The following is a 23428-nucleotide window of genomic DNA, read 5'->3' as shown; positions in this document are numbered from 1 at the left end:
AGGAACCCCTGATATGCCGCTTTCTTCGCAGTTACAGCAGCACTGGCAGACCGTTTGCGAACGCCTGCCTGAGTCGTTACCCGCGTCATCGTTAAGCGAGCAGGCGAAAAGCGTGCTCACGTTCAGTGATTTTGTGCAGGAGAGCGTCAGCGCCAACCCGGACTGGCTGGCAGAGCTGGAAAGCGCGCCGCCGCAGGCTGACGAGTGGCGGCATTATGCTGGCTGGCTGCAAACCGCGCTGGCAGAGGTGGCAGACGAAGCCACGCTGATGCGCGTACTGCGTCAGTTCCGCCGCCGGGTGATGGTACGCATTGCCTGGGCGCAGGCGCTGGAGCTGGTGAGCGAAGAGAGTACCTTGCAGCAGTTGAGCGAGCTGGCGCAGACGTTGATTGTCGCCGCGCGGGACTGGCTCTACGCCGCCTGCTGTAAAGAGTGGGGCACGCCGTGCAGCGAAGCCGGGGTTCCGCAACCGCTGTTGATTCTGGGGATGGGCAAGCTGGGCGGCTGCGAGCTTAATTTCTCCTCAGACATCGATCTGATTTTTGCCTGGCCGGAGAACGGCTCCACGCGCGGCGGTCGTCGCGAGCTGGACAACGCCCAGTTCTTTACTCGCCTGGGGCAGCGGCTGATTAAGGCACTGGATCAGCCCACCCAGGATGGTTTTGTCTACCGCGTGGATATGCGTTTGCGTCCGTTTGGCGACAGCGGTCCGCTGGTGCTGAGCTTTGCCGCGCTGGAAGATTATTACCAGGAGCAGGGTCGCGACTGGGAGCGTTACGCGATGGTCAAAGCGCGGATCATGGGTGACAGCGACGATGCCTGGGCCAACGAGCTGCGCGCCATGCTGCGCCCGTTTGTGTTCCGCCGCTACATCGACTTCAGCGTGATCCAGTCCCTGCGAAATATGAAAGGGATGATTGCCCGCGAGGTGCGTCGCCGTGGCCTGAAGGACAACATCAAGCTCGGCGCGGGCGGTATTCGTGAGATCGAATTTATCGTCCAGGTCTTCCAGCTGATACGCGGCGGGCGTGAACCTTCTCTGCAATCCCGCTCGCTGCTGCCGACGCTGAGCGCTATCGAGCAGCTGCATCTGCTGCCGGAAGGCGATGCGCAAACGCTGCGTGACTCTTATCTCTTCCTGCGTCGTCTGGAAAATTTGCTGCAAAGTATCAACGACGAACAGACCCAGACGTTACCGGGCGACGAGCTGAACCGGGCGCGTCTGGCCTGGGGGATGCGGGTGGATGACTGGGCGGCGCTGACGGAACGGCTGGAAGCGCAAATGGCGGGCGTGCGCCGCATCTTTAACGATCTGATCGGCGACGACGAAAGTGAATCGCAGGACGATGCGCTCTCCGAGCACTGGCGCGAGCTGTGGCAGGACGCGCTCCAGGAAGATGACACCACGCCGGTGCTGGCGCACTTAAGCGACGATGCCCGCCATCGCGTGGTGGCGCTGATTGCCGATTTCCGCTTCGAACTGAACAAACGCGCCATTGGCCCACGTGGTCGTCAGGTGCTGGATCATCTGATGCCGCATCTGCTGAGCGATGTCTGCTCCCGCGAGGATGCGCCGGTGCCGCTGTCGCGCATGATGCCGCTGCTGAGCGGGATCGTCACGCGTACCACTTACCTTGAACTGTTAAGCGAGTTTCCCGGCGCGCTGAAGCACCTGATTTCTCTCTGCGCCGCCTCGCCGATGGTGGCGAACAAGCTGGCGCGTTATCCGCTGCTGCTGGACGAACTGCTCGACCCGAATACGCTGTATCAGCCGACGGCGACGGATGCCTACCGCGACGAGCTGCGTCAGTATCTGCTGCGCGTACCGGAAGAGGACGAAGAGCAACAGCTTGAGGCGCTTCGTCAGTTTAAGCAGGCGCAGATGCTGCGCGTGGCGGCGGCAGATATCGCCGGTACCCTGCCGGTAATGAAAGTGAGCGATCACTTAACCTGGCTGGCGGAAGCGATCATCGACGCGGTTGTCCATCAGGCGTGGGTGCAGATGGTGGCCCGCTACGGGCAGCCGAAACACCTTGCAGAGCGCGAAGGCCGCGGTTTTGCGGTGGTGGGTTACGGCAAGCTGGGCGGCTGGGAGCTGGGCTACAGCTCCGATCTGGATCTGATTTTCCTCCACGACTGTCCGGCAGACGTCATGACCGACGGCGAACGTGAGATTGACGGGCGGCAGTTCTACCTGCGTCTGGCCCAGCGCATTATGCACCTGTTCAGCACCCGCACCTCATCCGGCATTCTGTATGAAGTGGATGCGCGTCTGCGCCCGTCCGGCGCGGCAGGCATGCTGGTCACCTCGACGGAGGCTTTCGCCGACTATCAGAAGAACGAAGCCTGGACGTGGGAGCATCAGGCGCTGGTGCGCGCCCGCGTTGTATACGGCGATCCGCAGCTCAAAACGCAGTTCGATGCGATCCGCAAGGCGGTCATGACGACCCCGCGCGAGGGCAGTACGCTGCAAACCGAAGTGCGGGAAATGCGGGAGAAGATGCGCGCGCACCTTGGCAACAAACATCGCGATCGCTTTGATATTAAAGCCGATGAAGGCGGCATTACCGATATCGAGTTTATCACTCAGTACCTGGTGCTGCTGCACGCGCACGATAAGCCGAAGCTGACCCGCTGGTCGGATAACGTGCGCATACTGGAACTGCTGGCACAGAACGACATTATGGATGAGCAGGAGGCGCAGGCATTAACCCGCGCCTACACCACGCTGCGTGATGAGTTGCACCATCTGGCCTTACAGGAACAGCCGGGCCATGTGGCGCTGGACTGTTTCGCCGATGAACGCGCGCAGGTGACCACAAGCTGGCAGAAGTGGCTGGTGGAACCGTGCGTAACAAAACAAGTGTGATATTATCGCGCGCAAATTGTGAATCTTTCTGGAGTCAGGAATGAAAGTAACACTGCCAGAGTTTGAACGTGCTGGAGTTATGGTTGTCGGTGATGTGATGCTGGATCGCTACTGGTATGGGCCGACCAGCCGTATCTCTCCGGAAGCGCCGGTGCCGGTAGTTAAGGTCGACACCATTGAAGAGCGTCCAGGCGGCGCGGCAAACGTGGCGATGAACATAGCCTCGCTGGGCGCGCATTCGCGTCTGGTGGGCCTGACCGGCATTGACGATGCGGCGCGTGCCCTGAGTCAGTCGCTGGCGGACGTGAACGTGAAGTGCGACTTCGTTTCTGTTCCGACCCACCCAACCATCACCAAGCTTCGCGTCCTGTCGCGTAATCAGCAGCTGATCCGCCTCGATTTCGAAGAAGGATTCGAAGGCGTTGATCCTGAGCCGCTACACGAGCGTATTAGCCAGGCGCTGGGTAATATCGGCGCGCTGGTGCTGTCTGATTATGCCAAAGGCGCGCTGGCGAGCGTGCAGACCATGATCCAGCTGGCGCGTAAAGCCAGCGTACCGGTGCTGATCGATCCGAAAGGCACCGATTTCGAGCGCTATCGCGGCGCAACCCTGCTGACGCCAAACCTCTCTGAATTCGAAGCGGTGGCGGGCAAGTGCAAAACTGAAGAAGAGCTGGTTGAGCGCGGCATGAAAATCATCGCTGATTTCGAGCTGTCTGCGCTGCTGGTGACCCGTTCCGAGCAGGGCATGACGCTGCTGCAACCGGGCAAGGCGCCGCTGCATATGCCAACCCAGGCGCAGGAAGTGTACGACGTGACCGGTGCCGGTGATACGGTGATTGGCGTGCTGGCGGCGACGCTGGCGGCGGGTAACTCCCTGGAAGAAGCGTGCTACTTCGCGAACGCCGCGGCGGGCGTGGTCGTTGGTAAACTCGGGACCTCCACCGTTTCGCCAATCGAGCTGGAAAACGCGGTGCGTGGGCGTGCGGATACCGGCTTTGGCGTCATGACCGAAGACGAGCTGAAAGTGGCCGTTGCTGCCGCGCGCAAACGCGGTGAAAAAGTGGTGATGACTAACGGCGTGTTCGACATCCTGCATGCGGGTCATGTCTCGTATCTGGCGAATGCGCGTAAGCTGGGCGATCGCCTGATTGTGGCGGTCAACAGTGATGCCTCAACCAAACGTCTGAAGGGTGAAACGCGTCCGGTGAACCCGCTGGAGCAGCGCATGATCGTGCTCGGCGCGCTGGAAGCGGTGGACTGGGTGGTCTCATTTGAAGAAGACACCCCGCAGCGCCTGATTGCCGGAATTCTGCCTGACCTGCTGGTGAAGGGCGGTGATTACAAACCAGAGCAAATCGCAGGTAGCGAAGAGGTCTGGGCAAATGGCGGTGAAGTGATGGTGCTCAACTTTGAGGACGGGTGTTCAACCACCAACATCATTAAGAAGATCCAGAAAGACAGTCAGTAAAAAACGGGCCAACAGGCCCGTTTTTTTATGTCGGATGGCGGCTGCGCCTTACCCGACCTACGCGTTCATCCAGGCCCGGTAAGGCGTAGCCGCCACCGGGCACAGCAGGCCGCACTTATGCCTGGTCATCCACCGGTGGAATAGCTGGCGCTGGCTTCACTTCTTCCGGCGCATTGCGGCTCTCCAGCTCGCTCAGACGCTGTTCCAGCAGCGCCAGTTTCTCGCGGGTGCGCAGCAGCACCTGAGTCTGCACATCAAACTCTTCGCGGCTGACTAAATCAAGGCGAACCAACTGTGCCTGCAACGTCTGGCGGATTTTCTTCTCAACGTCATCACCAAACTCACGAATACCTTTCGGCATGGACTCATGAACCTGACGCGCGATCTGCTCAATTTTCTTTGGGTCAATCATTGTCGTTTCCCTTGATGAAAAGGTGTTAGTGCCTATTGTAGCGCGTCATGCCGTGGGTTAAACAAAATTGTTTGAAGCTTATGCATTGCCCAGGGTAATCAATAGCGTTATAGTTATCTCGCTTATTCTCAGGGCGGGGCGAAATTCCCCACCGGCGGTAAATCAGCTTAACGCTGAAAGCCCGCGAGCGCTTTGGGTGAATTCTCAAAGGTCAGCAGATCCGGTGTAATTCCGGGGCCGACGGTTAGAGTCCGGATGGGAGAGAGTAACGATCCAGTCGGGCATGGCCCGCTCACGTTATTTTTTTGCCGCTAGTACGGCGCTCCTAAGACTGCCCTGATTCTGGTAACCATAAAGTTAATGAGGTTTTTTTACCATGAATCAGACGCTACTTTCCTCTTTTGGCACTTCAACTCAACGTGTTGAGCATGCACTGGATGCACTGCGCGAAGGCCGCGGTGTGATGGTGCTTGACGATGAAAACCGTGAAAACGAAGGCGACATGATTTTTGCCGCCGAGAACATGACCGTTGAGCAGATGGCGCTGACCATCCGTCACGGTAGCGGCATCGTATGCCTGTGCATCACCGAAGACCGTCGCAAGCAGCTTGATCTGCCGATGATGGTTGAAAACAACACCAGCGCCTTTGGTACCGGCTTCACCGTGACCATTGAAGCAGCGCATGGCGTAACCACCGGTGTGTCGGCGGCTGACCGCCTGACTACCGTGCGTGCAGCGATTGCTGATGGTGCGAAACCATCCGATCTGCACCGCCCTGGTCACGTCTTCCCGCTGCGCGCGCAGCCGGGCGGCGTGCTGACCCGTGGTGGTCATACCGAAGCGACCATCGATCTGGTGACGCTGGCTGGCTTCAAACCCGCAGGCGTGCTGTGCGAACTGACCAACGATGATGGCACCATGGCGCGCGCGCCGGAGTGCATCACCTTTGCGCGACTGCACAATATGCCAGTGGTGACGATTGAAGATCTGGTTGAGTACCGCCGGGCGCACGAGCGCAAAGCCAGCTAAACATGCTGATGTGAAAAAGCCGGGGAAACCCGGCTTTTTTGTTTCTAGTGGTAGTTAATTTTGAACAGTACCACGGTTTCAAACGGCCCGGACTGAATCGCTTTCCCTTCTTCCCGTGAAAGTTCAGCCGTGTAGTTTTGCTCAACATTCATCGTATCGCCCGTAAAATCGGCGTACTCCTTGTACTGGTTGAAGGTGTAAGGCTCCGTTCCGTTAAGAATACGCAGCTTTAACCCATTCCCTATCAGTACCGCGGTGTCGTCTGCGCTAAGCGTTTCGGTTGTGTAAAACGACGAGTCCATCTTAAATCCGTCCGAGCATTGGGCATCCTGCACTTTGGTGGTTCGTATTGAAAACGTGCGCATACGCGTCTGCTGATTCACAATGTCGCGCGCGCTGAAGGCGCCGAAGTCGATCTCCTGATTTTCAGGGAAAATGCTAAACGTCGCTCCGCAATCAAGCACCGTAATGTTTTGCAGTCCGTTGATGTGATACTTGAGGTTCTTCGCGTCGGCCATCTGATTAACGCCACCCTTACCGTCAAACTGCACAACGATGTAATCGCTGAGCGAACTGATATAACCATGTGGCGGCATAGCCTTAATTCGCACGAAAAGTCGTAATCGGGCGACGAACGTGCGTGAAATATGGATATCATCCGGATTGCCGGAGCAGATGCGATTCTCCCAACCCATCTGGCGGATTTGATCCGCGGTGTAAATGGTGATGTTATCGTTGTCCAGGCACTGGCGGGTATCCACGCCGTTGGGCTGGCCCGTGGCATCGTAATCTATGCCTTCATAGGTGACGCCCAGTTCATAATAGGGATCGGTTGCGGCAGGATAAGGGTTCACCCATGCAAAGACATCTTCCGGCTCAAAATTGCTCGTGACGTTGTTATCACACGTCACCGGAATTTTAATGTCATCAGACTCCCATATTTTTTGACCAACCTGAGCGTTGCTGGGTATCGCAAAAGGGGTGATCGTTTTTGTCTCCTCGACGGGGCCGCCAGATCCACCCAGATAGCAGTTAAGCGCCAGCGCATCTTTCAAAGGCAGCGCTGAAAGCAGCAGTGTAAACAGGAAACTAGCGAGCTTTTGCATCTTTATCGATTTTCCGTTCGGTAAGTTTACATAGCGCCGTTCCGGTGCACTGCACGTCGACTTTTTTTAGGGCGCCGTAATCGTCGATATAGCCGATGCTGTAATAACTACCGTGGTAATCACCGGTAGAGGCGGTTGCCGTGGCGAAAGGCGCAATCATCAGACTGTCAAAACCCGGCAGCATGGTTTTGGCATTTTTGCTCAGCCACGCCAGCGTGATGTAGTACGGCGTAGGGTTGTGGACCGTGAGTCCTTTCGCGCTGGCGGTAATTTCCATGCGCATTTCAGCCAGTTCGCCGGATTTTTTGCTAATCGCTTCCGGACGCCAGAACAGCTTGATTCGGCTCTGCATGGCAACCTGCATCACGCTGCGCTCCTCGCTGGCGCTGATGCTTTTTGGCGGTACTTCACGCAGGTTGAAATAAAACAGCGATTCCCTGTCTTTTGGCAACTGGCGGGTGGCGGCTTGTTTAACAATTCTTACCTGCGACGAGGCGCCCGCTTCGATACGTTGAATGGGGGGAAGCGCCATAAAGTGCGCATCTTCTTTATGCCCCTTTTCATCTTCAATCCAGGAGAGCGCCAGATAAGGCAGCGCCTTGCTCTGGTTGTCCACTTTCAGGCTGCTGGCCTTGTCGCTTTCTGGAAAAACAATGCGCGTGCGGTCCAGATTAATGGCCGCATGGGTGGTAAATGCTGTGCTGATTAGCATCAGGCACAGGCTTTTAATCGGCGTTAATTTCATGATGATTTCTTACTGACACGGCAGTATCAACTGCATACTGTTTTCTAAGTGAGAAGGTAACGAGAAGCGACACTGTTGGTTGTCGCCCCATGTCACGCGAAACTGCTGTTCTGGCTCAACGGCGCCGAGCCAGACGTGGCCTTCATCGGCCACCATCCCAACCTGCAAATCGTTTGCTTCCAGGCGAACAATCGCCCCGAGCGGTGGCGTTCCTGATGACATCCGCAGAACACCTGCCACGTCCCGACCTGCACGCGTGGCAATCTGACGAAAACCAATGGCCCCCTCAGTCCAGGTTGAGGTCACGACGCGGTTGTCCACGTCCACGCCATCCGGAAGGTTGTTCATATTGATCTGCACGCTGGAGGGGGAATAGCTGGAGAATGACGGTAAAACGCCGATGCCAAAACGGTTGGTCTCATCTCGCGACATGTTCAGCGGGATATTGCCTACCCCGTCGGTGCTGACCATTACGCGGGGTTCATTACCGTAGCTGCGCCGGTGCAGCGCGGCGCCTTTCACCGTTGAGGTGAAGGAACCGCTCCAGCTTGCGCTGAGGGAGTTATATTCGTCAGCTTTATAGCTGCCGGAGAGATTAAGATCGCCGTACGCAGAATAATGCTGATAATTCCCGCTGAACTGCGCCCCGGAGTCTGGCTTCCCGCTCTCCGCGCCCGCGGAAACGCCCCAGGTGTTATTGCGATCCGACGTGTCGTACCACGACACGTTATGGCTCAGCGTGTCGCGGTTACGCAGGTCATAGTTAAGTCGATGATCGGGATCGAGCGGTACGCTGAGCGAGAGATAGAACTGAGTATCGTCACTTTCGTCTTTCTCATCGTAATGCGTTTTACTCCAGGACAGGGTTACGCCAAGGTTCTTCCAGCGGCCCATATCAAAGTTGTAGCCCGCCGTGATACTGCCGGTCGTGGAGGGTGAATCATTCCACCATGTCTGACGCAGCATATTGACGTACAGGTTCAGGGATAACGCCGAAATGTACTGGCTTGCCGTCACGCTCAGGGTTTGTTTTTCCGACTGGCGGTCACCGTCGTCATAATCAAGGTAGCGGGCGTAGCTCAAAAACTGTGGATCTGAGTAGCGGTAGCTGGCGAGCGTAAGCTGACTGCCGGTGGTATCGAAACGCTTGCTGTAGTTAATGCGATAGCTGTAACCCGTCTGGCTGCGCTGGTGTGGCAGCTGGCTGGTGGCCTGCGTGGCGTCAAAAGAGAGCGCCCCCAGCCAGGCCATATTCTGGCCGATTCCGGCAGCGACGGAACGATAGCGGTCGCCATCGGCCAGCGTACCGCCATACAGGGAGGTGTGCGACAGCATGCCCCAGGAAAATTCGCCGCTCATGAAGGCGTTATCTTCAACGTCATGGGAGGCGCCCTGGCGCGCTTTACCCGCCGCGAGCTTGTAGCGCACCTGACCCTTGCGCGTTAAAAATGGTACGGATTCGGCCGAGACCTGGAAGGTGCTGACGCGTCCATCCTCTTCCGTGACTTTGACGTCCAGCGTGCCCTGAACCGACTGGTTAAGATCCTGAATAACAAAAGGACCTGGCGGCACTTTACTCTGGTAAATCACGCGATTGGCAAGGCTTACGGTTACCGTGGCGTTGGTTTGCGCTATCCCGGTAATCTGCGGGGCATAGCCGCGCAGCGACCATGGCAGCATACGTTCATCGCTGATTAGCGATGCGCCGGTGTAGGTAAAGGCGTCAAAAATTGCGGACTGGAAATCCGTTTCACCCAACGTCAGTTTCGCACCGATCGAGGGCAGAGGGCGGAACATATACACGCGTGAAAAACGTCCATTATGCTCCGAGCCTGCGTCAGTATGGCTTTGCGTGTACTGGTAATCGCTGCGTAGCCGCCACGCGCCCATGTTCGCGCCGGCGGTGCCATAGGTATTGGCGTTGTCATTGTTGCTGCCGCTATTGGGCTGATAATGGCTGGCAAAAAGATTGTAATCCAGCAGTACGCCCGGCACGCCGATGTCCCAGGTGGATGGCGGCATCCAGTCAACCGCACGGTATTGCAGCCACGCCTGGGGGATGGTCACTTTCAGGGTCTGGCTGCCTTGCTCAAAAGTAAATCGGATGTCGGGTCTGGCGGAGAAATCAACGCATCCCTCTTTCTCAGGCAAAGCGTGGCGAACGTCATCCTGCAACGCAAAGGTATCGACCAGCTCGGGGGGAATACAGACCTGAACGGCGTTATTTATTTCTCGCCAGCGAAGCTGCCAGCCATTTGCCAGCGGAATATCATTGACGGCAACCGTAACGAAATAGCTTCCCGGCGTAACCGATATTTGATCTTTAAACAGTGATAAATCGACGCTGCCGCGCTGATCTTTATCGATGGCGTTTATATTAAACTCGGTGGCAGAGGCAACTTTCGTCATTAACAGGGACGCAATGATGATTATCCATTGTAATTTGTATGTCATCATCCTGTTACTCGAGTAAATAGAGAGTGCCGACCGGTATGAATTACCAGTCGGCTGGTGCCGTGACGTAACAGAATTATTTGTACATCAGGACGTAGTTAGCCGTGGCTTCAACCTGGCCTGCCGTCGCAGTTTTACCTGTAGGGACTTCCATAACCGCTTTGAAATGCAGCGTCTGGGTGGTTGAACCCGCCAGCAACTCAACCTCGTTGGCCTCTCCCAGCGTGATAGCAGACTCCGCGTTATCCAGCAGACGCACCCCCACGTTCTGCGCACCGCTTGCATAGGTGTTGCTCATCAGGCTGGTATCCGCCGCGTCTGTCGCTGCGCTGGTAAAGGTCACATCCACTTTGGTAATTGGCGTGTCGGTCTCGTCTGCCGGATCGTCAAGCTGGCAGTTTTCCAGATTGATATCGACCGGTACCGGGGTAGATTTTTTGTTGGCGTTGATAACAGCCGTGGTCACTTCACCCAGATCTACTTCTTTATCAACGCTGTCTGGTGCGATACTGCACGGTGCGTCAATAACAATACCTTTGAATGTGATTTTTCCTGAGCCTTGATCATCTGCAAAAGCAGCACCCGATACAATGACTGCCATAGCCGTCGCTAACAGTAGTTTTTTACCCATATACATGAAAATATCCTTTTTCAGAGTGATTCATAATGTGAATATTAATTTCAGAATGCTCGCGAAGTATACGAATTGGGGTGGGGAGACGCGATTAACATGACTTAAATATATTTTTAGATGGTTTTAATTAATATTTGCAGGCTATCTTAAGAGGCGTGGTTTTTCGGGATTTTAACAGGACTATATTTTTCAGGTTATTATAGGTGAAATATATAGGATTGTTTTTTTGAATAATATATAGCCTCCGTATAAAACGGAGGCATAAATTCTTAGCCAATACCGGCCGTTTGCAGCAGTACCAGACTCATCCCCATCACTGACATTCCACACAGTACGCCGTAGCTGGGGTTATTGTTGGGATCGATCTCTTTCGCCAGCGGCATCAGCTCATCGACAGAGAGCGCGACCATAATCCCGGCCACGGCAGCCATAATCGCAGCCATCACAATCGGGGAGACGAGGCTACCGAGGATCAGCCACGCCAGCACGCCGCCGAGAATTTCAGCCATCCCGGAGATACCCGCCCAAAAGACAGCCGTACGTTTTGAACCCGTGGCGGCATAAACGGGCCCGGCAACGGCAAGTCCTTCAGGAATATTGTGCAAAGCCACGGCCAGCGCCACACCAAAACCCATTTCCAGGTTGCTGCTGGCCGTGACATAGGTGGCGATACCTTCCGGAAAGTTATGCAGGCTGATACCCAGCGTCAGCAGAATGGCCGTGCGTTTGATATTGCCCGGGATGGGGGTAACGCTTTTTTGCATTAAATCCTGCGGGTGCGCGTGAGGAAGAATACGGTCGAGCGCAAAATAACCCAGCAGTCCAATGATAAACATGCCATAGCCCAGAACAGGCGACATACCTTCGGTGTGAAGCGCGGCGGGCAGCATCTCCATCAGCGAGATAAGCAGCATGATCCCGGCGGCGAAACCCAGCGAGAAGGCCAGAAGGCGATTAGAGGGTTTTTGCCCGAGTACCCCGAGGAACGCACCGATAAAGGTTGCGGCGCCCGCGAGTAAGGTCAAAATCAACGGTACTGACATGCATTCTCCTTAAGCGATATCTGACATTCAAATTTCCTGATGATGATCTTCACGGTTATCTGCGTTCATCTTCACCTGAATGCGCGTAATGTAGGCCCATCACATTGACACCTTCTCTAAGGATATCACCATGTCTTCTTCTCGTATGCCAGCACTGTTTTTAGGCCATGGCAGCCCAATGAACGTCCTGGAAGATAACGTCTATACCCGTGCCTGGCGTCAGCTGGGTGAGACGTTACCGCGTCCGAAGGCAATTGTGGTGGTCTCTGCGCACTGGTTTACCCGGGGTACCGGTGTGACGGCCATGGAAGCGCCAAAAACGATTCATGATTTTGGCGGCTTTCCGCAGGCGCTGTATGACACGCATTATCCTGCTCCGGGCTCCCCCGAGCTGGCGCAGCGGCTCGTTAATCTGCTCGCCCCTGTTCCGGTTGCGCTGGACAAAGAAGCCTGGGGCTTTGACCACGGCTCATGGGGGGTGTTGATCAAAATGTATCCGGATGCCGATATCCCGATGGTGCAACTGAGTATCGACAGCACCAAACCGGCTGCCTGGCACATGGAGATGGGGCGTAAGCTGGCTTCGCTTCGTGATGAGGGCATCATGCTGATTGCCAGTGGCAACGTGGTACACAATCTGCGTACGGTACGCTGGCACGGTGAAAATACGCCGTACCCCTGGGCAACAGCCTTTAATGACTATGTAAAAGACAACCTGACCTGGCAAGGGCCGGCCGAACGACACCCTTTGGTGAACTATCTGGATCACGACGGCGGTTCGCTCTCTAACCCGACGCCGGAACACTTCTTGCCATTGCTGTATGTACTAGGCGCGTGGGATGGTCAGGAGGTTATTACAATCCCGGTCGACGGTATTGAGATGGGGAGCTTGAGTATGCTGTCGGTGCAGGTGGGGTAAAAACATGTCGGGTGGCGGCTTCGCCTTACCCGACCTACATATTGAGCGTAGGCCCGGTAAGCGTAGCGCCACCGGGCAAGTCTTACTCGACGAAAATATGCGGGTAGAAACGCGACAGATCCTGCGTAATCAGCGCGCGATCTTCGCGAATGCCAATCCCGGCAGGCTGATCGTTAATAAGCCAGCTGCCGATCAACGTATAGCTGTCGCCAAACTTCGGCAGTTGATAAAACGCCTGGACGATCATCCCTTCTTCACCGTACGGCCCTTCAACCGCTTCCAGCGTTTTACCGTTTTCGATAATCGAGACGTTTGCCCCTTCTCGGGAGAAGATTGGCTTAACGACGTATTTCTCCATCGGTGGGAAATCATCTTCAGCAAAGTAAGCAGGCAGCAGGTTCGGGTGATTCGGGAACATCTCCCACAGCATCGGCAGCAGGGCTTTATTGGAGATAATGCTCTTCCAGGCCGGTTCCAGCCAGCGCACGCCGGCGTCTTCCAGTTTGGTAGAGAACATTTCCCGCAGCATGTATTCCCACGGATAGAGCTTGAACAGGTTGCTGATGACCTGATCCTGCATGTCCGTAAACTGACCTTTTTCACCTAAACCGATATCTTCGATATAGAGGAATTCCGTCGCCACTTCCGCTTCGGCTGCGCAGTCCTGCAAATACTGAACCGTACCGCGATCTTCTTCGGTATCGCGGCAGCAGGCGAGGTGCAACAGGTTGAAACCGTGCTGTTCACGCAGTTCGACGAAACGCTCAATCAGCTTTTCCTGAAGGCTGTTGAACTGGTCGCTGCCTTCGGGCAAGTTTCCGGCATTCGCCTGATCTTCCAGCCAGATCCACTGGAAGAACGCGGCTTCGTACAGAGAGGTTGGTGTATCCGCGTTGTTTTCTAAAAGCTTCGGTTCACCCACGCCATCCCATGCCAGATCGAGGCGAGAGTAGAGCGAAGGCTGGTTCGTTTTCCAGGACTGACGAACAAAACTCCAGGTGTGCTTCGGAATGCGGAATTTGGTCATCAGCTCATCGCTGTCGATGACTTTTTCTACTACCTTCAGGCACATCTGGTGCAGCTCTGCGGTTACCTCTTCAAGCTTTTCGACCTGAGCGAGCGTGAGCTTATAGTAAGCATCTTCACACCAGTACGGCTCGCCGTACATGGTGTGAAAGTTGAAACCGTATTCGGTGGCTTTTTCGCGCCAGTCCGGGCGCTCAACAATACTGACTCGTTCCATGATCAGCCGCCCATTGAGCGAGTTGAGGAGCCGGTCGCACTACGCTGCATGGTGGTTTGTTTGGCAACAGACTCACCAAAGCCGCCACGGGTAATGGTGCTGGTGGTGGCTGGTTTCGGCGCCATTGCGGTTTTCGGTACGGTCATCGTACGGCCTGGCGTTGCAGCACCGTAACCCTTGCCGGTGGCATCGGTGTATTTACCGTAGGCCGGGCTGTTCGGGTTTTTGGAGCTAAACAGCGGCTGCTGCTGGTAGCCCGCACCGCCGCTCATCAAACGGCCCATCATATAACCCGCCATCAGCGGCATCCAGAAGCTGCCGCCGGACTGTGCCTGCGCCTGGTTTTCCGGTGCCATACCCGCCTGAGCAGGTGCCTGCTGGCACTGGCCTTCACCGAATTCGGCTACACAGTCTTCGCGAGAGGCATATTTCGGCGCGGTACGTTCCGCTTCTTTGAGGGCGTTGTTATAGGCCGTCGTACACTCAGCGGCTTTACCGGTTGCGCTCGCGCAGTCGTCGGCGTTTTGATACAGCGAAACCGTTTCGTCGTTTTGCTCACAGCCTGCCAGCATAAAGACGGCGGTGACCGCCAGCGCGACAGGTGTCAGGTGGCGTGCGTTCCAGCTTTTGCGGAACGACGCGTGATTCATCGTTTTTGTCCGTTTCATATTTGTCTTCCAGGACCCAGTGGTAATAACGCTCAGGATAGAGGATGAGTGGTTGAAAATGAAGCGAAGAGGGGCGAAATGCGGGGGATCTTTACGTTGGCTTACGTTCAGGTGTGATTTTGCGCCGGGTGGCGCTGTGCTTACCCGGCCTACGGTTAAGTAGGCCCGATAAGCTCAGCGCCATCGGGCAAGGCTTAATGACGGAACGGATTCGTACCGCTGCTGGCAGGTGCGGTGCTACGCGCTGCCGCTGGCTGCGCAAGCGGGGCGCTGCTGTTAGGGGTGAAATTATCAACGGCGGCATCCTGCTGTGGATTTTCCGGCGCGACGCTGTCAGGCGACGTAGGGACCGGTTTGCCTAGCGTGCTGTTCAGCATTTGCAGATCCTGCTCGTTCAGCGTACCCAGCGCCTGCTTGATGTTCAGCTGGTTAATCAGATACTGATAACGTGCGCTGGAGAGCTGCTGTTTCGCGTTATACAGCGTGGTCGTTGCGTCTAACACGTCCACGATGGTACGCGTACCTACGGAGTAACCCGCTTCGTTCGCATCCAGTGAGCTCTGGGCAGAGACGACGGCCTGTTTATAGGCGTTGATGCTGCTGATAGAGGCATTTACGTTGTTGTAGGAAGAACGCACGGTCTGCACCACGTTGCGGTGTGCGCTTTCCAGCTGCTCGCTGGCGCCCACAAAGTTGTACTGCGCCTGTTTCACCTGAGAGTTAACCATCCCGCCCTGGTACAGCGGCAGAGAGAAGCTGAGACCCACTTTGTTCTGGCCAACGTTGCTGTCGTCATAGGCCTGAGAGGTCGTTTTAGACCCGCTGTAGCTGGTGTCCGATACGCCGGTAGAGGCGCTCAGGCTCAGAGTTGGCAGGTGACCATCCTGTGCAAGACGGATCTGTTCGCGCGCCAGATCCTGGCTCAGGCGTGCCTGCAACAAGGTCAGGTTGCGGTTTTCCGCTTCTTTCAGCAGGGCGTTAACCGCCTGCGGTTTGTCCGTTTTGAAACTGTCCACGTTCAGAGAGGCCAGCTCAGGATAGTAGTTACCGGTGACCTGACGCAGTGCTTCCAGGGCGTTGTCGAGGTTGTTACGTGCGGTCACTTCGTTAGCCAGTACGGTATCGTACTGTGAACGGGCGTTCTGCACGTCAGTAATGGCGACCAGGCCCACGTTAAAACGCTGGGTGGTTTGATCTAACTGACGGTAAACCGCCTGTTTCTGCGCTTCGGTGTAGGAGAGGGCGTCAATCGCGCTCAGAACCTGGAAATAGGCGGTCGCGGTATTCAGGATCAGCGTCTGCTGATCGGTTTGATAGGTGACATCCTGAATGCCGGCGCTCTTTTCCTGCAAGCTCAGTTCACGCCATTTGGACATGTCGAACAGGGTTTGTGTAAGCTGTAAAGAGGCGCTGGTGGCATTCGAATCGATGCCATTGTTATCGCGAAAACCGTTAGTGTAGGTATAATCTGCACCTAAGCCTAACTGCGGCAGCAGTGGACTACGTGCTTCGTTAATCTTTTCAAACGCAGCATCACGATCGGCCGCTGATTTACGTAAATCAGGGTTGCCCAGACGTGCCTGCTGGTAGACCTGTAACAGGTTTTCTGCCTGGCTCATTGCACTGAAGCCCGTCAGGCTCAGGCCGATAAGGATGGGGAGCAATTTCTTCATTTGCATTCCTTGTTGTGAAGCAGTATTAGCGCTGATCTAATTAAAAATAATTGCCGATTCTAACAGAATCATCCACACCAAAAGGTTGGCGTAACGTGCCATCTGGCGGTAATTTGCTCCAATCTACCATATAGCCATACAAACGGCAGCCAAACAGCCTTGAAATTCACAATTTCATCACCATTGCTACCAGGACTCGACCGATGCAAAAACCAGAAAACGTGCCTGTCACCTTCGCCAAAAACGATGTAGAAATTATTGCACGAGAAACGCTTTATAGCGGTTTTTTTTCAATGGAACTTTACCGTTTCAGGCATCGTCTGTTTAACGGTGAGATGAGCGGTGAAATCAAACGCGAAATTTTTGAGCGCGGGCATGCGGCTGTGTTGCTACCCTATGACCCAGTGCGTGATGAAGTGGTGCTGGTCGAACAGGTGCGTATTGCGGCTTATGATACCAGCGATACGCCGTGGTTGCTGGAGATGGTGGCCGGGATGATCGAAGAAGGTGAGTCGGTCGAAGACGTCGCTCGCCGTGAGGCGCTGGAAGAGGCGGGCCTGGCGATCGGCCGGACGAAACCGGTGTTGAGCTACCTGGCAAGCCCGGGTGGGACAACGGAACGTTCATCTATTATGGTGGGCGAAGTGGACGCCAAGACAGCGGAAGGGATCCACGGTCTGGCAGATGAAAACGAAGATATTCGGGTTCATGTGGTGAGTCGGGAGCAGGCTTACCAGTGGGTAGAAGAGGGGAAAATCGACAACGCAGCGTCTGTCATCGCCCTGCAATGGCTACAGCTGCATTATCAGACATTACGATACGAGTGGAAAAAATGAAGCGTTATACACCTGACTTCCCAGAAATGATGCGCCTGTGCGAAACCAATTTCGCCCAGCTGCGCCGCCTGCTGCCGCGAAACGACGCGCCCGGCGAAACGGTGAGCTATCAGGTGAGCAACGCGCAGTATCGGTTAACGATAACAGAATCAACGCGCTACACTACGCTGGTGGAGATTGAGCAAACGGCGCCGAGCATCAGCTACTGGAGCCTGCCGTCGATGACGGTACGTCTTTATCATGACGCGATGGTCGCTGAAGTGTGTTCAAGCCAGCAGATCTTTCGCTTTAAAGCGCGGTATGATTACCCGAATAAAAAGTTGCATCAACGCGACGAAAAGCATCAAATTAACCAGTTTTTAGCCGACTGGCTAAGATATTGTTTAGCACATGGAGCAATGGCGATTCCGGTTTGTTAGCGTCATAAACCTACCTAAGGACACCATTTGGAAAGCCTGTTGAACCTGACTGTTGCTGGTGGGGCGCCAGTCAGGATATTACAAATCACCGACACCCACCTTTTTGCCGAAAAGCATGAGACGCTTCTGGGCGTGAACACCTGGGAGAGTTATCAGGCGGTTCTTGACGCGATCCATGCTGAAAAGCGGCCATGCGATCTGATCGTCGCGACGGGCGATCTGGCGCAGGATCAATCCTCCGCAGCCTATCAGCATTTTGCTGAAGGGATTGCGAGCTTTAGCGTGCCTTGCGTCTGGCTACCGGGCAATCACGATTTTCAACCCGCTATGTACAGTTCGCTTCAGGATGCGGGGATTTCACCGGCAAAATGTGTCTTTGCGGGGGACCAGTGGCAAATTCTGCTCCTCGACAGTCAGGTGTTTGGCGTTCCCCACGGTGAGTTGAGCGACTATCAGCTTGACTGGCTGGAGACAAAACTGGCCGCCGAACCGAATCGCAATACGCTGCTGTTGCTGCATCATCACCCGCTGCCGGCGGGCTGTAGCTGGCTCGATCAGCACAGCTTACGCAACTCTGCGGCGCTGGACGGCGTACTGGCGAAATTTCCGCGCGTGAAAAATTTGCTGTGCGGGCACATTCACCAGGAACAGGATCTCGACTGGAATGGTCGCCGCCTGCTCGCGACGCCCTCTACCTGCGTGCAGTTTAAGCCGCACTGCGCCAACTTTACGCTGGATACCATCGCACCGGGCTGGCGCTGGCTGGAGCTGCATGCCGATGGCTCGCTGACCACCGAAGTTTGCCGTCTGACCGGGGCTCAATTCCGCCCGGATACCGCTTCGGAAGGCTATTGATGTCGACGCTTCTCTATCTGCATGGGTTTAACAGCTCACCACGATCGGCGAAAGCGACGCAGCTTCGCCAGTGGCTGAGCGCGAATCATCCCCACGTGGAGATGATTATTCCGCAGTTGCCCCCTTATCCGGCGGATGCGGCAGAGATGCTGGAATCGATCGTGCTTGAACACGGCGGCGAATCGTTTGGCGTTGTCGGGTCGTCGCTCGGCGGCTACTACGCCACCTGGCTGTCGCAGTGCTTTATGTTACCCGCTGTCGTCGTCAACCCGGCGGTCCGGCCATTTGAGCTGTTAAGGGACTTTCTTGGCGAAAACGAGAACCCCTACACCGGCCAACAATATGTGCTAGAGTCACGCCATATTTACGATCTCAAAGTTATGCAGGTCGACCCGCTTGAAGCGCCCGATCTTATCTGGCTGCTGCAACAGACGGGAGATGAAGTGCTGGATTACCGCCAGGCAGTGGCGTATTACGCATCCTGCCGCCAGACTGTAGAAGAGGGCGGTAACCATGCTTTCACGGGCTTTGAAGATCATTTCACCCAGATTGTCGATTTTCTTGGACTGCACAGCCACTGACAATCAATGCGAATTGCTAGCTTAAATCATGACGCAAACCTATAACGCTGATGCCATTGAGGTACTCACCGGGCTTGAGCCGGTTCGCCGCCGCCCGGGGATGTACACCGATACGACGCGCCCAAACCACCTGGGCCAGGAAGTAATTGATAACAGTGTGGACGAAGCGCTGGCAGGCCATGCCAGACGCGTGGACGTTATCCTGCACGCCGATCAGTCGCTGGAAGTTATCGACGACGGCCGCGGCATGCCGGTAGATATCCACCCGGAAGAGGGTGTTCCCGCCGTTGAGCTGATCCTCTGTCGTCTGCACGCGGGCGGTAAGTTCTCCAACAAAAATTACCAGTTCTCCGGCGGCTTGCACGGCGTGGGGATCTCCGTGGTTAACGCCCTGTCAAAGCGCGTGGAAGTGAACGTTCGTCGCGATGGCCAGGTGTATAACATCGCGTTTGAAAACGGCGAAAAAGTGCAGGATTTGCAGGTCGTCGGGACGTGCGGTAAACGCAACACCGGCACCAGCGTCCATTTCTGGCCTGACGAAAGCTTCTTCGACAGCCCACGCTTTTCCGTTTCTCGCCTGACGCACCTGCTGAAAGCCAAAGCGGTGCTGTGCCCGGGCGTGGAAATCACCTTTAAAGATCACGTAAACAACACCGAACAGAGCTGGCGCTACGAAAAGGGTCTGAACGACTACCTGTGCGAAGCGGTTAACGGCCTGCCGACCCTGCCGGAAAAACCGTTCGTCGGGAATTTCGAAGGTGACACCGAAGCGGTGGACTGGGCGCTGCTGTGGCTGCCGGAAGGCGGTGAGCTGCTGACGGAAAGCTACGTCAACCTGATCCCAACGCTGCTCGGCGGGACGCACGTCAACGGCCTGCGTCAGGGGCTGCTGGATGCGATGCGCGAGTTCTGCGAATACCGCAACATTCTGCCGCGCGGCGTGAAGCTTTCCGCAGAAGATATCTGGGACCGCTGCGCCTACGTGCTCTCCGTGAAGATGCAGGATCCGCAGTTTGCCGGTCAGACTAAAGAGCGCCTGTCGTCACGCCAGTGTGCGGCGTTCGTCTCCGGCGTGGTGAAAGATGCGTTTACCCTGTGGCTGAACCAGAACGTTCAGGCCGCAGAAATGCTGGCTGAAATGGCCATCTCCAGCGCCCAGCGTCGCCTGCGCGCGGCGAAGAAAGTGGTGCGTAAAAAGCTGACCAGCGGCCCCGCGCTGCCGGGCAAGCTGGCGGACTGTACCGCCCAGGATCTCAACCGCACCGAGCTGTTCCTGGTGGAAGGGGACTCGGCAGGCGGATCGGCCAAGCAGGCGCGCGATCGTGAATATCAGGCGATCATGCCGCTCAAGGGTAAGATCCTCAACACCTGGGAGGTCTCGTCTGATGAAGTGCTGGCCTCGCAGGAAGTACACGACATCTCCGTGGCGATCGGCATCGATCCGGACAGCGACGATCTGAGCCAGCTGCGCTACGGCAAGATCTGTATCCTCGCGGATGCGGACTCCGATGGTCTGCACATCGCCACGCTGCTCTGTGCGCTGTTCGTGAAGCACTTCCGCACGCTGGTGAAAAACGGTCACGTCCACGTGGCGCTGCCGCCGCTGTACCGTATCGACCTTGGCAAAGAAGTCTACTATGCGCTGACGGAAGAAGAGAAAGCGGGCGTGCTGGAGCAGCTCAAACGCAAGAAGGGCAAACCGAACGTTCAGCGCTTTAAAGGGCTGGGCGAGATGAACCCGATGCAGCTGCGTGAAACCACGCTGGATCCGAACACCCGCCGTCTGGTGCAGCTGACCATCAGCGATGAAGACGAACAGCAAACCAACGCCGTGATGGACATGCTGCTGGCTAAGAAACGTTCTGAAGACCGACGTAACTGGCTACAGGAGAAAGGCGATATGGCGGATATAGAGGCCTGATGTCCCCTCACCCTAACCCTCTCCCACAGGGAGAGGGTTAGGATCGTAGGCCCGGTAAGCGTTAGCGCCACCGGGCTTTTTTACGTCAAAACTCCATCTTCACCGTAAACTGCACTTCACGCGGGTCGCCAATCTGGTTGCCCAGGTTGTTGGTCGCAATCGACGACGTGTAGTAGGTCTTATCGAACAGATTCTTCACGTTCACCTGTAGCGTCACCGGATATTGCAGCTTCATTTTGTACGCCGCAAATGCATCCGCCACGAAATAGCCCGGCAGATAATAATCCGCACCGTTAGTTGCTGAACGACGGCTTACGCCGTGCCCGCCGCCGCCAATTGTCAGCGTATTCCCGGCAAACGCATTGTGAATATCGTACGTCAGGAACAGGGAGCCGGTATGGCGCGGTACGTTCGGCAGCGGTTTGCCCGCGTAGTCCGGGTCTTCCAGCACCTTCGCATCGGTATAGCCGTAGCTGGCGATAATGTTGGTGTTCTCGGTCAGCGATCCGGCGAGATCCACTTCGACACCCTGCGAGCGCACGCGGCCCGCGGTTTTGGCGACGGTTTCATCACCGACGCTTTCGGTGTACAGCACGTTGCGCTTGTGGATATCAAACAGCGCGATGTTGGCGGTAATGCCGTCGAACAGGTCGAATTTAGCGCCTATTTCATACGCGTTCGACGTTTCCGGCGGCAGGTCGCCGATGTAGCTCGCAATGGACGACTGCGGCATAAACGTCTGGGAATAGTTGGCAAACAGGGAGACTGCCGGCGTGAGCTTGTATACCAGGCCCAGCTTCGGCGTCGACTGGTCGTCGCGGCTGTCGGTGTTGACGTTAAACGGACGGCCTTTGCCCGCGTACTGGGTGTAATACTGGTAGCGCAGTCCGGCAACGGCGATCCATTTATCGGTCAGGTACAGCGCGTCCTGCGCGTAGGCGGAGTAGCTCTCCTGCTTGATGGTTTGATCGCTGTCGGCTGCCGAGACGGTGGTGCACTTGCCGAGGCTGCCGTAGCTCGGGTTGTAAATATTGAAATCCTTAACGTTCTTACAACGGATCATGTCCGTGCGCAGCAGATCGTAATTTTCATACGACACGCCGGTCAGTATCTCATTGTAAAAGCCCGCGATGTCCACGTTCCCCTGCAAATCTGCCCGCGTTGTGTGCATACGCTGGGTCGAACCCTGGGTCGCATCCACGCGGCGGGTCAGGTTGCCGGTTTTTGAATCGTAGGCCATCACGCGAGCCTGGTTATCGCTGTACTTATCCTGGCTGTAGCTGTAGTCGAACTTCGCGGTCCACTGGCTGTTGAGCCGATACTCCGCGTTAAGCTGAGCGAGGTCGGACTGACCGTCGGTCACGTTAAATGGCTCATCAAAGCGGGTTTTGCGATCGACGTCGACGGCCTTTTTGGTGTTGAGATCGAAGATCGTTCCGCGATCGAACGGCGTTTTATAGTCGCGATGCGAATAGAGCACGGTCACGGTGGCATCATCGCCGAACCAGGTCAAAGACGGGGCGATAAAGGTGCTGCGTTCGGTGCCGAAATTACGCCAGTAATCCTCGTCCTGATACTCCCCCGTCAGGCGATAGGCCAGACGCGTACCTTCAATTGGACCGGTGACGTCAAACTGTCCGCTACCGCCGCCAAAGCTGGTTGATGTGGCAGAAATCGAGCCGCCGAAGGTTTTCTCCGGGCGTTTGGTCACCACGTTAATCAGGCCGCCGGGGTCGAGAATACCGTAAAGGGTCGAGGCCGGGCCTTTTAGCACCTCCACGCGCTCGGTTGCGGCATTGAAGCTGCGCGGCAGCACGGTGCGCAGGCCGTTGGTCATGATCGAGCCATCGCGGTTTGCGCCGAAGCCACGGCGCACGAAGGCATCCTGCGTGCCGCCCAGGGTGTTGGTCTGCACCACGTTGCTGACGTTATACAGCGCCTCGTCTAGCGTGGTCGCGTTTTGGTCTTCCAGCACTTTATCGCTGACGGTATTGACCACCTGCGGGATGTCCAGCATCGGCATGTTGGTCAGCGTGGCGGTGGAGGTGTTCAGGGGCTGATAGCCGCTGGTGGCGTCGGTGGAAGCGTAAGGATCGGCAGTGACGGTAAGCGTCTCACCGTCTTTTGCTGCTGCGTGCACCAGAGGCGCCATGAACAGGAGTGAAAAGAGCGCGCGCCCTTTTACCCCGGCGAATGAAGGTGTGAACTTAGCCATTACATCTGTTTTCCCAAAATATCCTGCGATGAAATGCTCGCGGAAGAATGTGTGAGTCATTGCCCTTACGGTCTGTCCGTTAGCCTCTACGGCATCGGACTTGTAATTGAGAATCATTCAAGCATGAGGGCATGTAGTAGTAAATGGAATAAATAAAAATTTCGCTACAGAGGTTTCTCTCTGGCTAACACGCTTCGATTTATTGTTTAAGGTATTGAAAATAATCAATAAAAATGAATTTTAATTTGTGCGGTGATGCTCAATTATCCCTGGGTTTTACAGGGTGTATCTTCGCTTGACTACTACATGGAGCGGCGGCAAACTCACAAAAGAG

General features: G+C 55.8%; 19 protein-coding genes and 1 riboswitch. Of the genes, 9 read left to right on the top strand and 10 right to left on the bottom strand.

The window, feature by feature from the left end:
- The first annotated feature begins 13 nt into the window (after window positions 1-13).
- Together glnE and hldE are read left to right on the top strand one after the other, a co-directional pair.
- A complete protein-coding gene (gene glnE, locus IMQ56_RS20745) occupies window positions 14-2869 on the top strand; it encodes a bifunctional [glutamate--ammonia ligase]-adenylyl-L-tyrosine phosphorylase/[glutamate--ammonia-ligase] adenylyltransferase (protein WP_023295459.1) in 2856 nt (951 codons plus the stop codon).
- 40 nt (window positions 2870-2909) lie between these two features.
- Window positions 2910-4340, top strand: a complete 1431-nt coding sequence (gene hldE, locus IMQ56_RS20740) for a bifunctional D-glycero-beta-D-manno-heptose-7-phosphate kinase/D-glycero-beta-D-manno-heptose 1-phosphate adenylyltransferase HldE (RefSeq protein WP_015571898.1) — start codon at window positions 2910-2912, stop codon at window positions 4338-4340.
- 115 nt (window positions 4341-4455) lie between these two features.
- Here the strand turns inward: hldE and ubiK are convergent, their stop codons facing one another.
- Complete coding sequence (gene ubiK, locus IMQ56_RS20735; protein WP_000566823.1) at window positions 4456-4752, bottom strand: ubiquinone biosynthesis accessory factor UbiK; 297 nt, start codon at window positions 4750-4752, stop codon at window positions 4456-4458.
- A gap of 120 nt (window positions 4753-4872) precedes the next feature.
- A riboswitch (FMN riboswitch) is annotated at window positions 4873-5023 on the top strand.
- A 105-nt stretch (window positions 5024-5128) separates the two neighbouring features.
- Between ubiK and ribB the strand changes: the two genes are divergently transcribed.
- Entirely contained in the window at window positions 5129-5782 is a 654-nt protein-coding gene (gene ribB, locus IMQ56_RS20730) for a 3,4-dihydroxy-2-butanone-4-phosphate synthase (protein ID WP_015571897.1), read from the top strand.
- A 44-nt stretch (window positions 5783-5826) separates the two neighbouring features.
- Here the strand turns inward: ribB and IMQ56_RS20725 are convergent, their stop codons facing one another.
- The 5 genes from IMQ56_RS20725 to zupT form a co-directional block, all read right to left on the bottom strand.
- A complete protein-coding gene (locus IMQ56_RS20725; RefSeq protein ID WP_032649576.1) occupies window positions 5827-6888 on the bottom strand; it encodes a hypothetical protein in 1062 nt (353 codons plus the stop codon).
- Complete coding sequence (locus IMQ56_RS20720; RefSeq protein ID WP_023295458.1) at window positions 6872-7633, bottom strand: molecular chaperone; 762 nt, start codon at window positions 7631-7633, stop codon at window positions 6872-6874. The genes IMQ56_RS20725 and IMQ56_RS20720 overlap by 17 nt, the downstream gene beginning before the upstream one ends.
- 9 nt (window positions 7634-7642) lie before the next feature.
- Window positions 7643-10087 carry a fimbria/pilus outer membrane usher protein gene (locus tag IMQ56_RS20715; protein ID WP_196063900.1) on the bottom strand — a complete coding sequence of 815 codons (2445 nt, stop codon included), beginning with the start codon at window positions 10085-10087 and terminating at the stop codon, window positions 7643-7645.
- Window positions 10088-10163: 76 nt separating this feature from the next.
- On the bottom strand, window positions 10164-10724 hold the full coding sequence (locus IMQ56_RS20710) for a fimbrial protein (protein WP_015571893.1): 561 nt from the start codon (window positions 10722-10724) through the stop codon (window positions 10164-10166).
- Between the two features lie 266 nt (window positions 10725-10990).
- The gene (gene zupT, locus IMQ56_RS20705) at window positions 10991-11764 is read right to left on the bottom strand and encodes a zinc transporter ZupT (RefSeq protein ID WP_015571892.1); all 774 of its coding nucleotides are present in this window, start codon (window positions 11762-11764) and stop codon (window positions 10991-10993) included.
- Between the two features lie 130 nt (window positions 11765-11894).
- On the opposite strand from zupT, the gene ygiD reads away from it, so the two are divergent.
- A complete protein-coding gene (gene ygiD, locus IMQ56_RS20700) occupies window positions 11895-12683 on the top strand; it encodes a 4,5-DOPA dioxygenase extradiol (protein WP_196063899.1) in 789 nt (262 codons plus the stop codon).
- Between the two features lie 82 nt (window positions 12684-12765).
- On the opposite strand, the gene IMQ56_RS20695 is transcribed toward ygiD, so the two are convergent.
- The 3 genes from IMQ56_RS20695 to tolC all read right to left on the bottom strand — a co-directional run bounded on the left by IMQ56_RS20695 (window position 12766) and on the right by tolC (window position 16267).
- On the bottom strand, window positions 12766-13926 hold the full coding sequence (locus IMQ56_RS20695) for a glutathionylspermidine synthase family protein (RefSeq protein WP_017384039.1): 1161 nt from the start codon (window positions 13924-13926) through the stop codon (window positions 12766-12768).
- Between the two features lie 2 nt (window positions 13927-13928).
- Window positions 13929-14594 carry a DUF1190 family protein gene (locus tag IMQ56_RS20690; RefSeq protein WP_017384040.1) on the bottom strand — a complete coding sequence of 222 codons (666 nt, stop codon included), beginning with the start codon at window positions 14592-14594 and terminating at the stop codon, window positions 13929-13931.
- 194 nt (window positions 14595-14788) lie between these two features.
- Window positions 14789-16267: an outer membrane channel protein TolC gene (tolC, locus tag IMQ56_RS20685; RefSeq protein ID WP_017384041.1), complete on the bottom strand. Its 1479-nt coding sequence runs from the start codon at window positions 16265-16267 to the stop codon at window positions 14789-14791.
- A 203-nt stretch (window positions 16268-16470) separates the two neighbouring features.
- Here tolC and nudF point away from each other — a divergent pair, with 203 nt between their 5' ends.
- Genes nudF through parE form a run of 5 tightly spaced genes read left to right on the top strand, consistent with a single transcriptional unit; the run spans window position 16471 to window position 20879 of the window.
- Window positions 16471-17103, top strand: coding sequence for an ADP-ribose diphosphatase (gene nudF, locus IMQ56_RS20680; RefSeq protein ID WP_196063898.1), 633 nt, complete (start codon window positions 16471-16473; stop codon window positions 17101-17103).
- Window positions 17100-17522, top strand: a complete 423-nt coding sequence (locus tag IMQ56_RS20675; protein WP_003862516.1) for a DUF1249 family protein — start codon at window positions 17100-17102, stop codon at window positions 17520-17522. Before nudF ends, IMQ56_RS20675 begins: the two co-directional genes overlap by 4 nt.
- Before the next feature lie 27 nt (window positions 17523-17549).
- Window positions 17550-18377, top strand: a complete 828-nt coding sequence (gene cpdA, locus IMQ56_RS20670; protein WP_017384043.1) for a 3',5'-cyclic-AMP phosphodiesterase — start codon at window positions 17550-17552, stop codon at window positions 18375-18377.
- Window positions 18377-18958 (top strand): esterase YqiA, encoded by a 582-nt coding sequence (gene yqiA / locus IMQ56_RS20665; protein WP_015571888.1) that lies wholly within the window; start codon window positions 18377-18379, stop codon window positions 18956-18958. Before cpdA ends, yqiA begins: the two co-directional genes overlap by 1 nt.
- 28 nt (window positions 18959-18986) lie before the next feature.
- A complete protein-coding gene (parE, locus tag IMQ56_RS20660) occupies window positions 18987-20879 on the top strand; it encodes a DNA topoisomerase IV subunit B (protein WP_017384044.1) in 1893 nt (630 codons plus the stop codon).
- Between the two features lie 85 nt (window positions 20880-20964).
- Here parE and IMQ56_RS20655 read toward each other — a convergent pair whose 3' ends face one another.
- The gene (locus IMQ56_RS20655; RefSeq protein WP_149604296.1) at window positions 20965-23094 is read right to left on the bottom strand and encodes a TonB-dependent siderophore receptor; all 2130 of its coding nucleotides are present in this window, start codon (window positions 23092-23094) and stop codon (window positions 20965-20967) included.
- Window positions 23095-23428 lie beyond the last annotated feature (334 nt).

It is taken from the genome of Enterobacter sp. Res13-Sevr-PEC09-46, assembly GCF_015672585.1.
In the GTDB taxonomy this organism is placed as follows: Bacteria; Pseudomonadota; Gammaproteobacteria; order Enterobacterales; family Enterobacteriaceae; genus Enterobacter; species Enterobacter hormaechei_C.
This window is presented reverse-complemented; position numbering and strand designations above follow the sequence as displayed.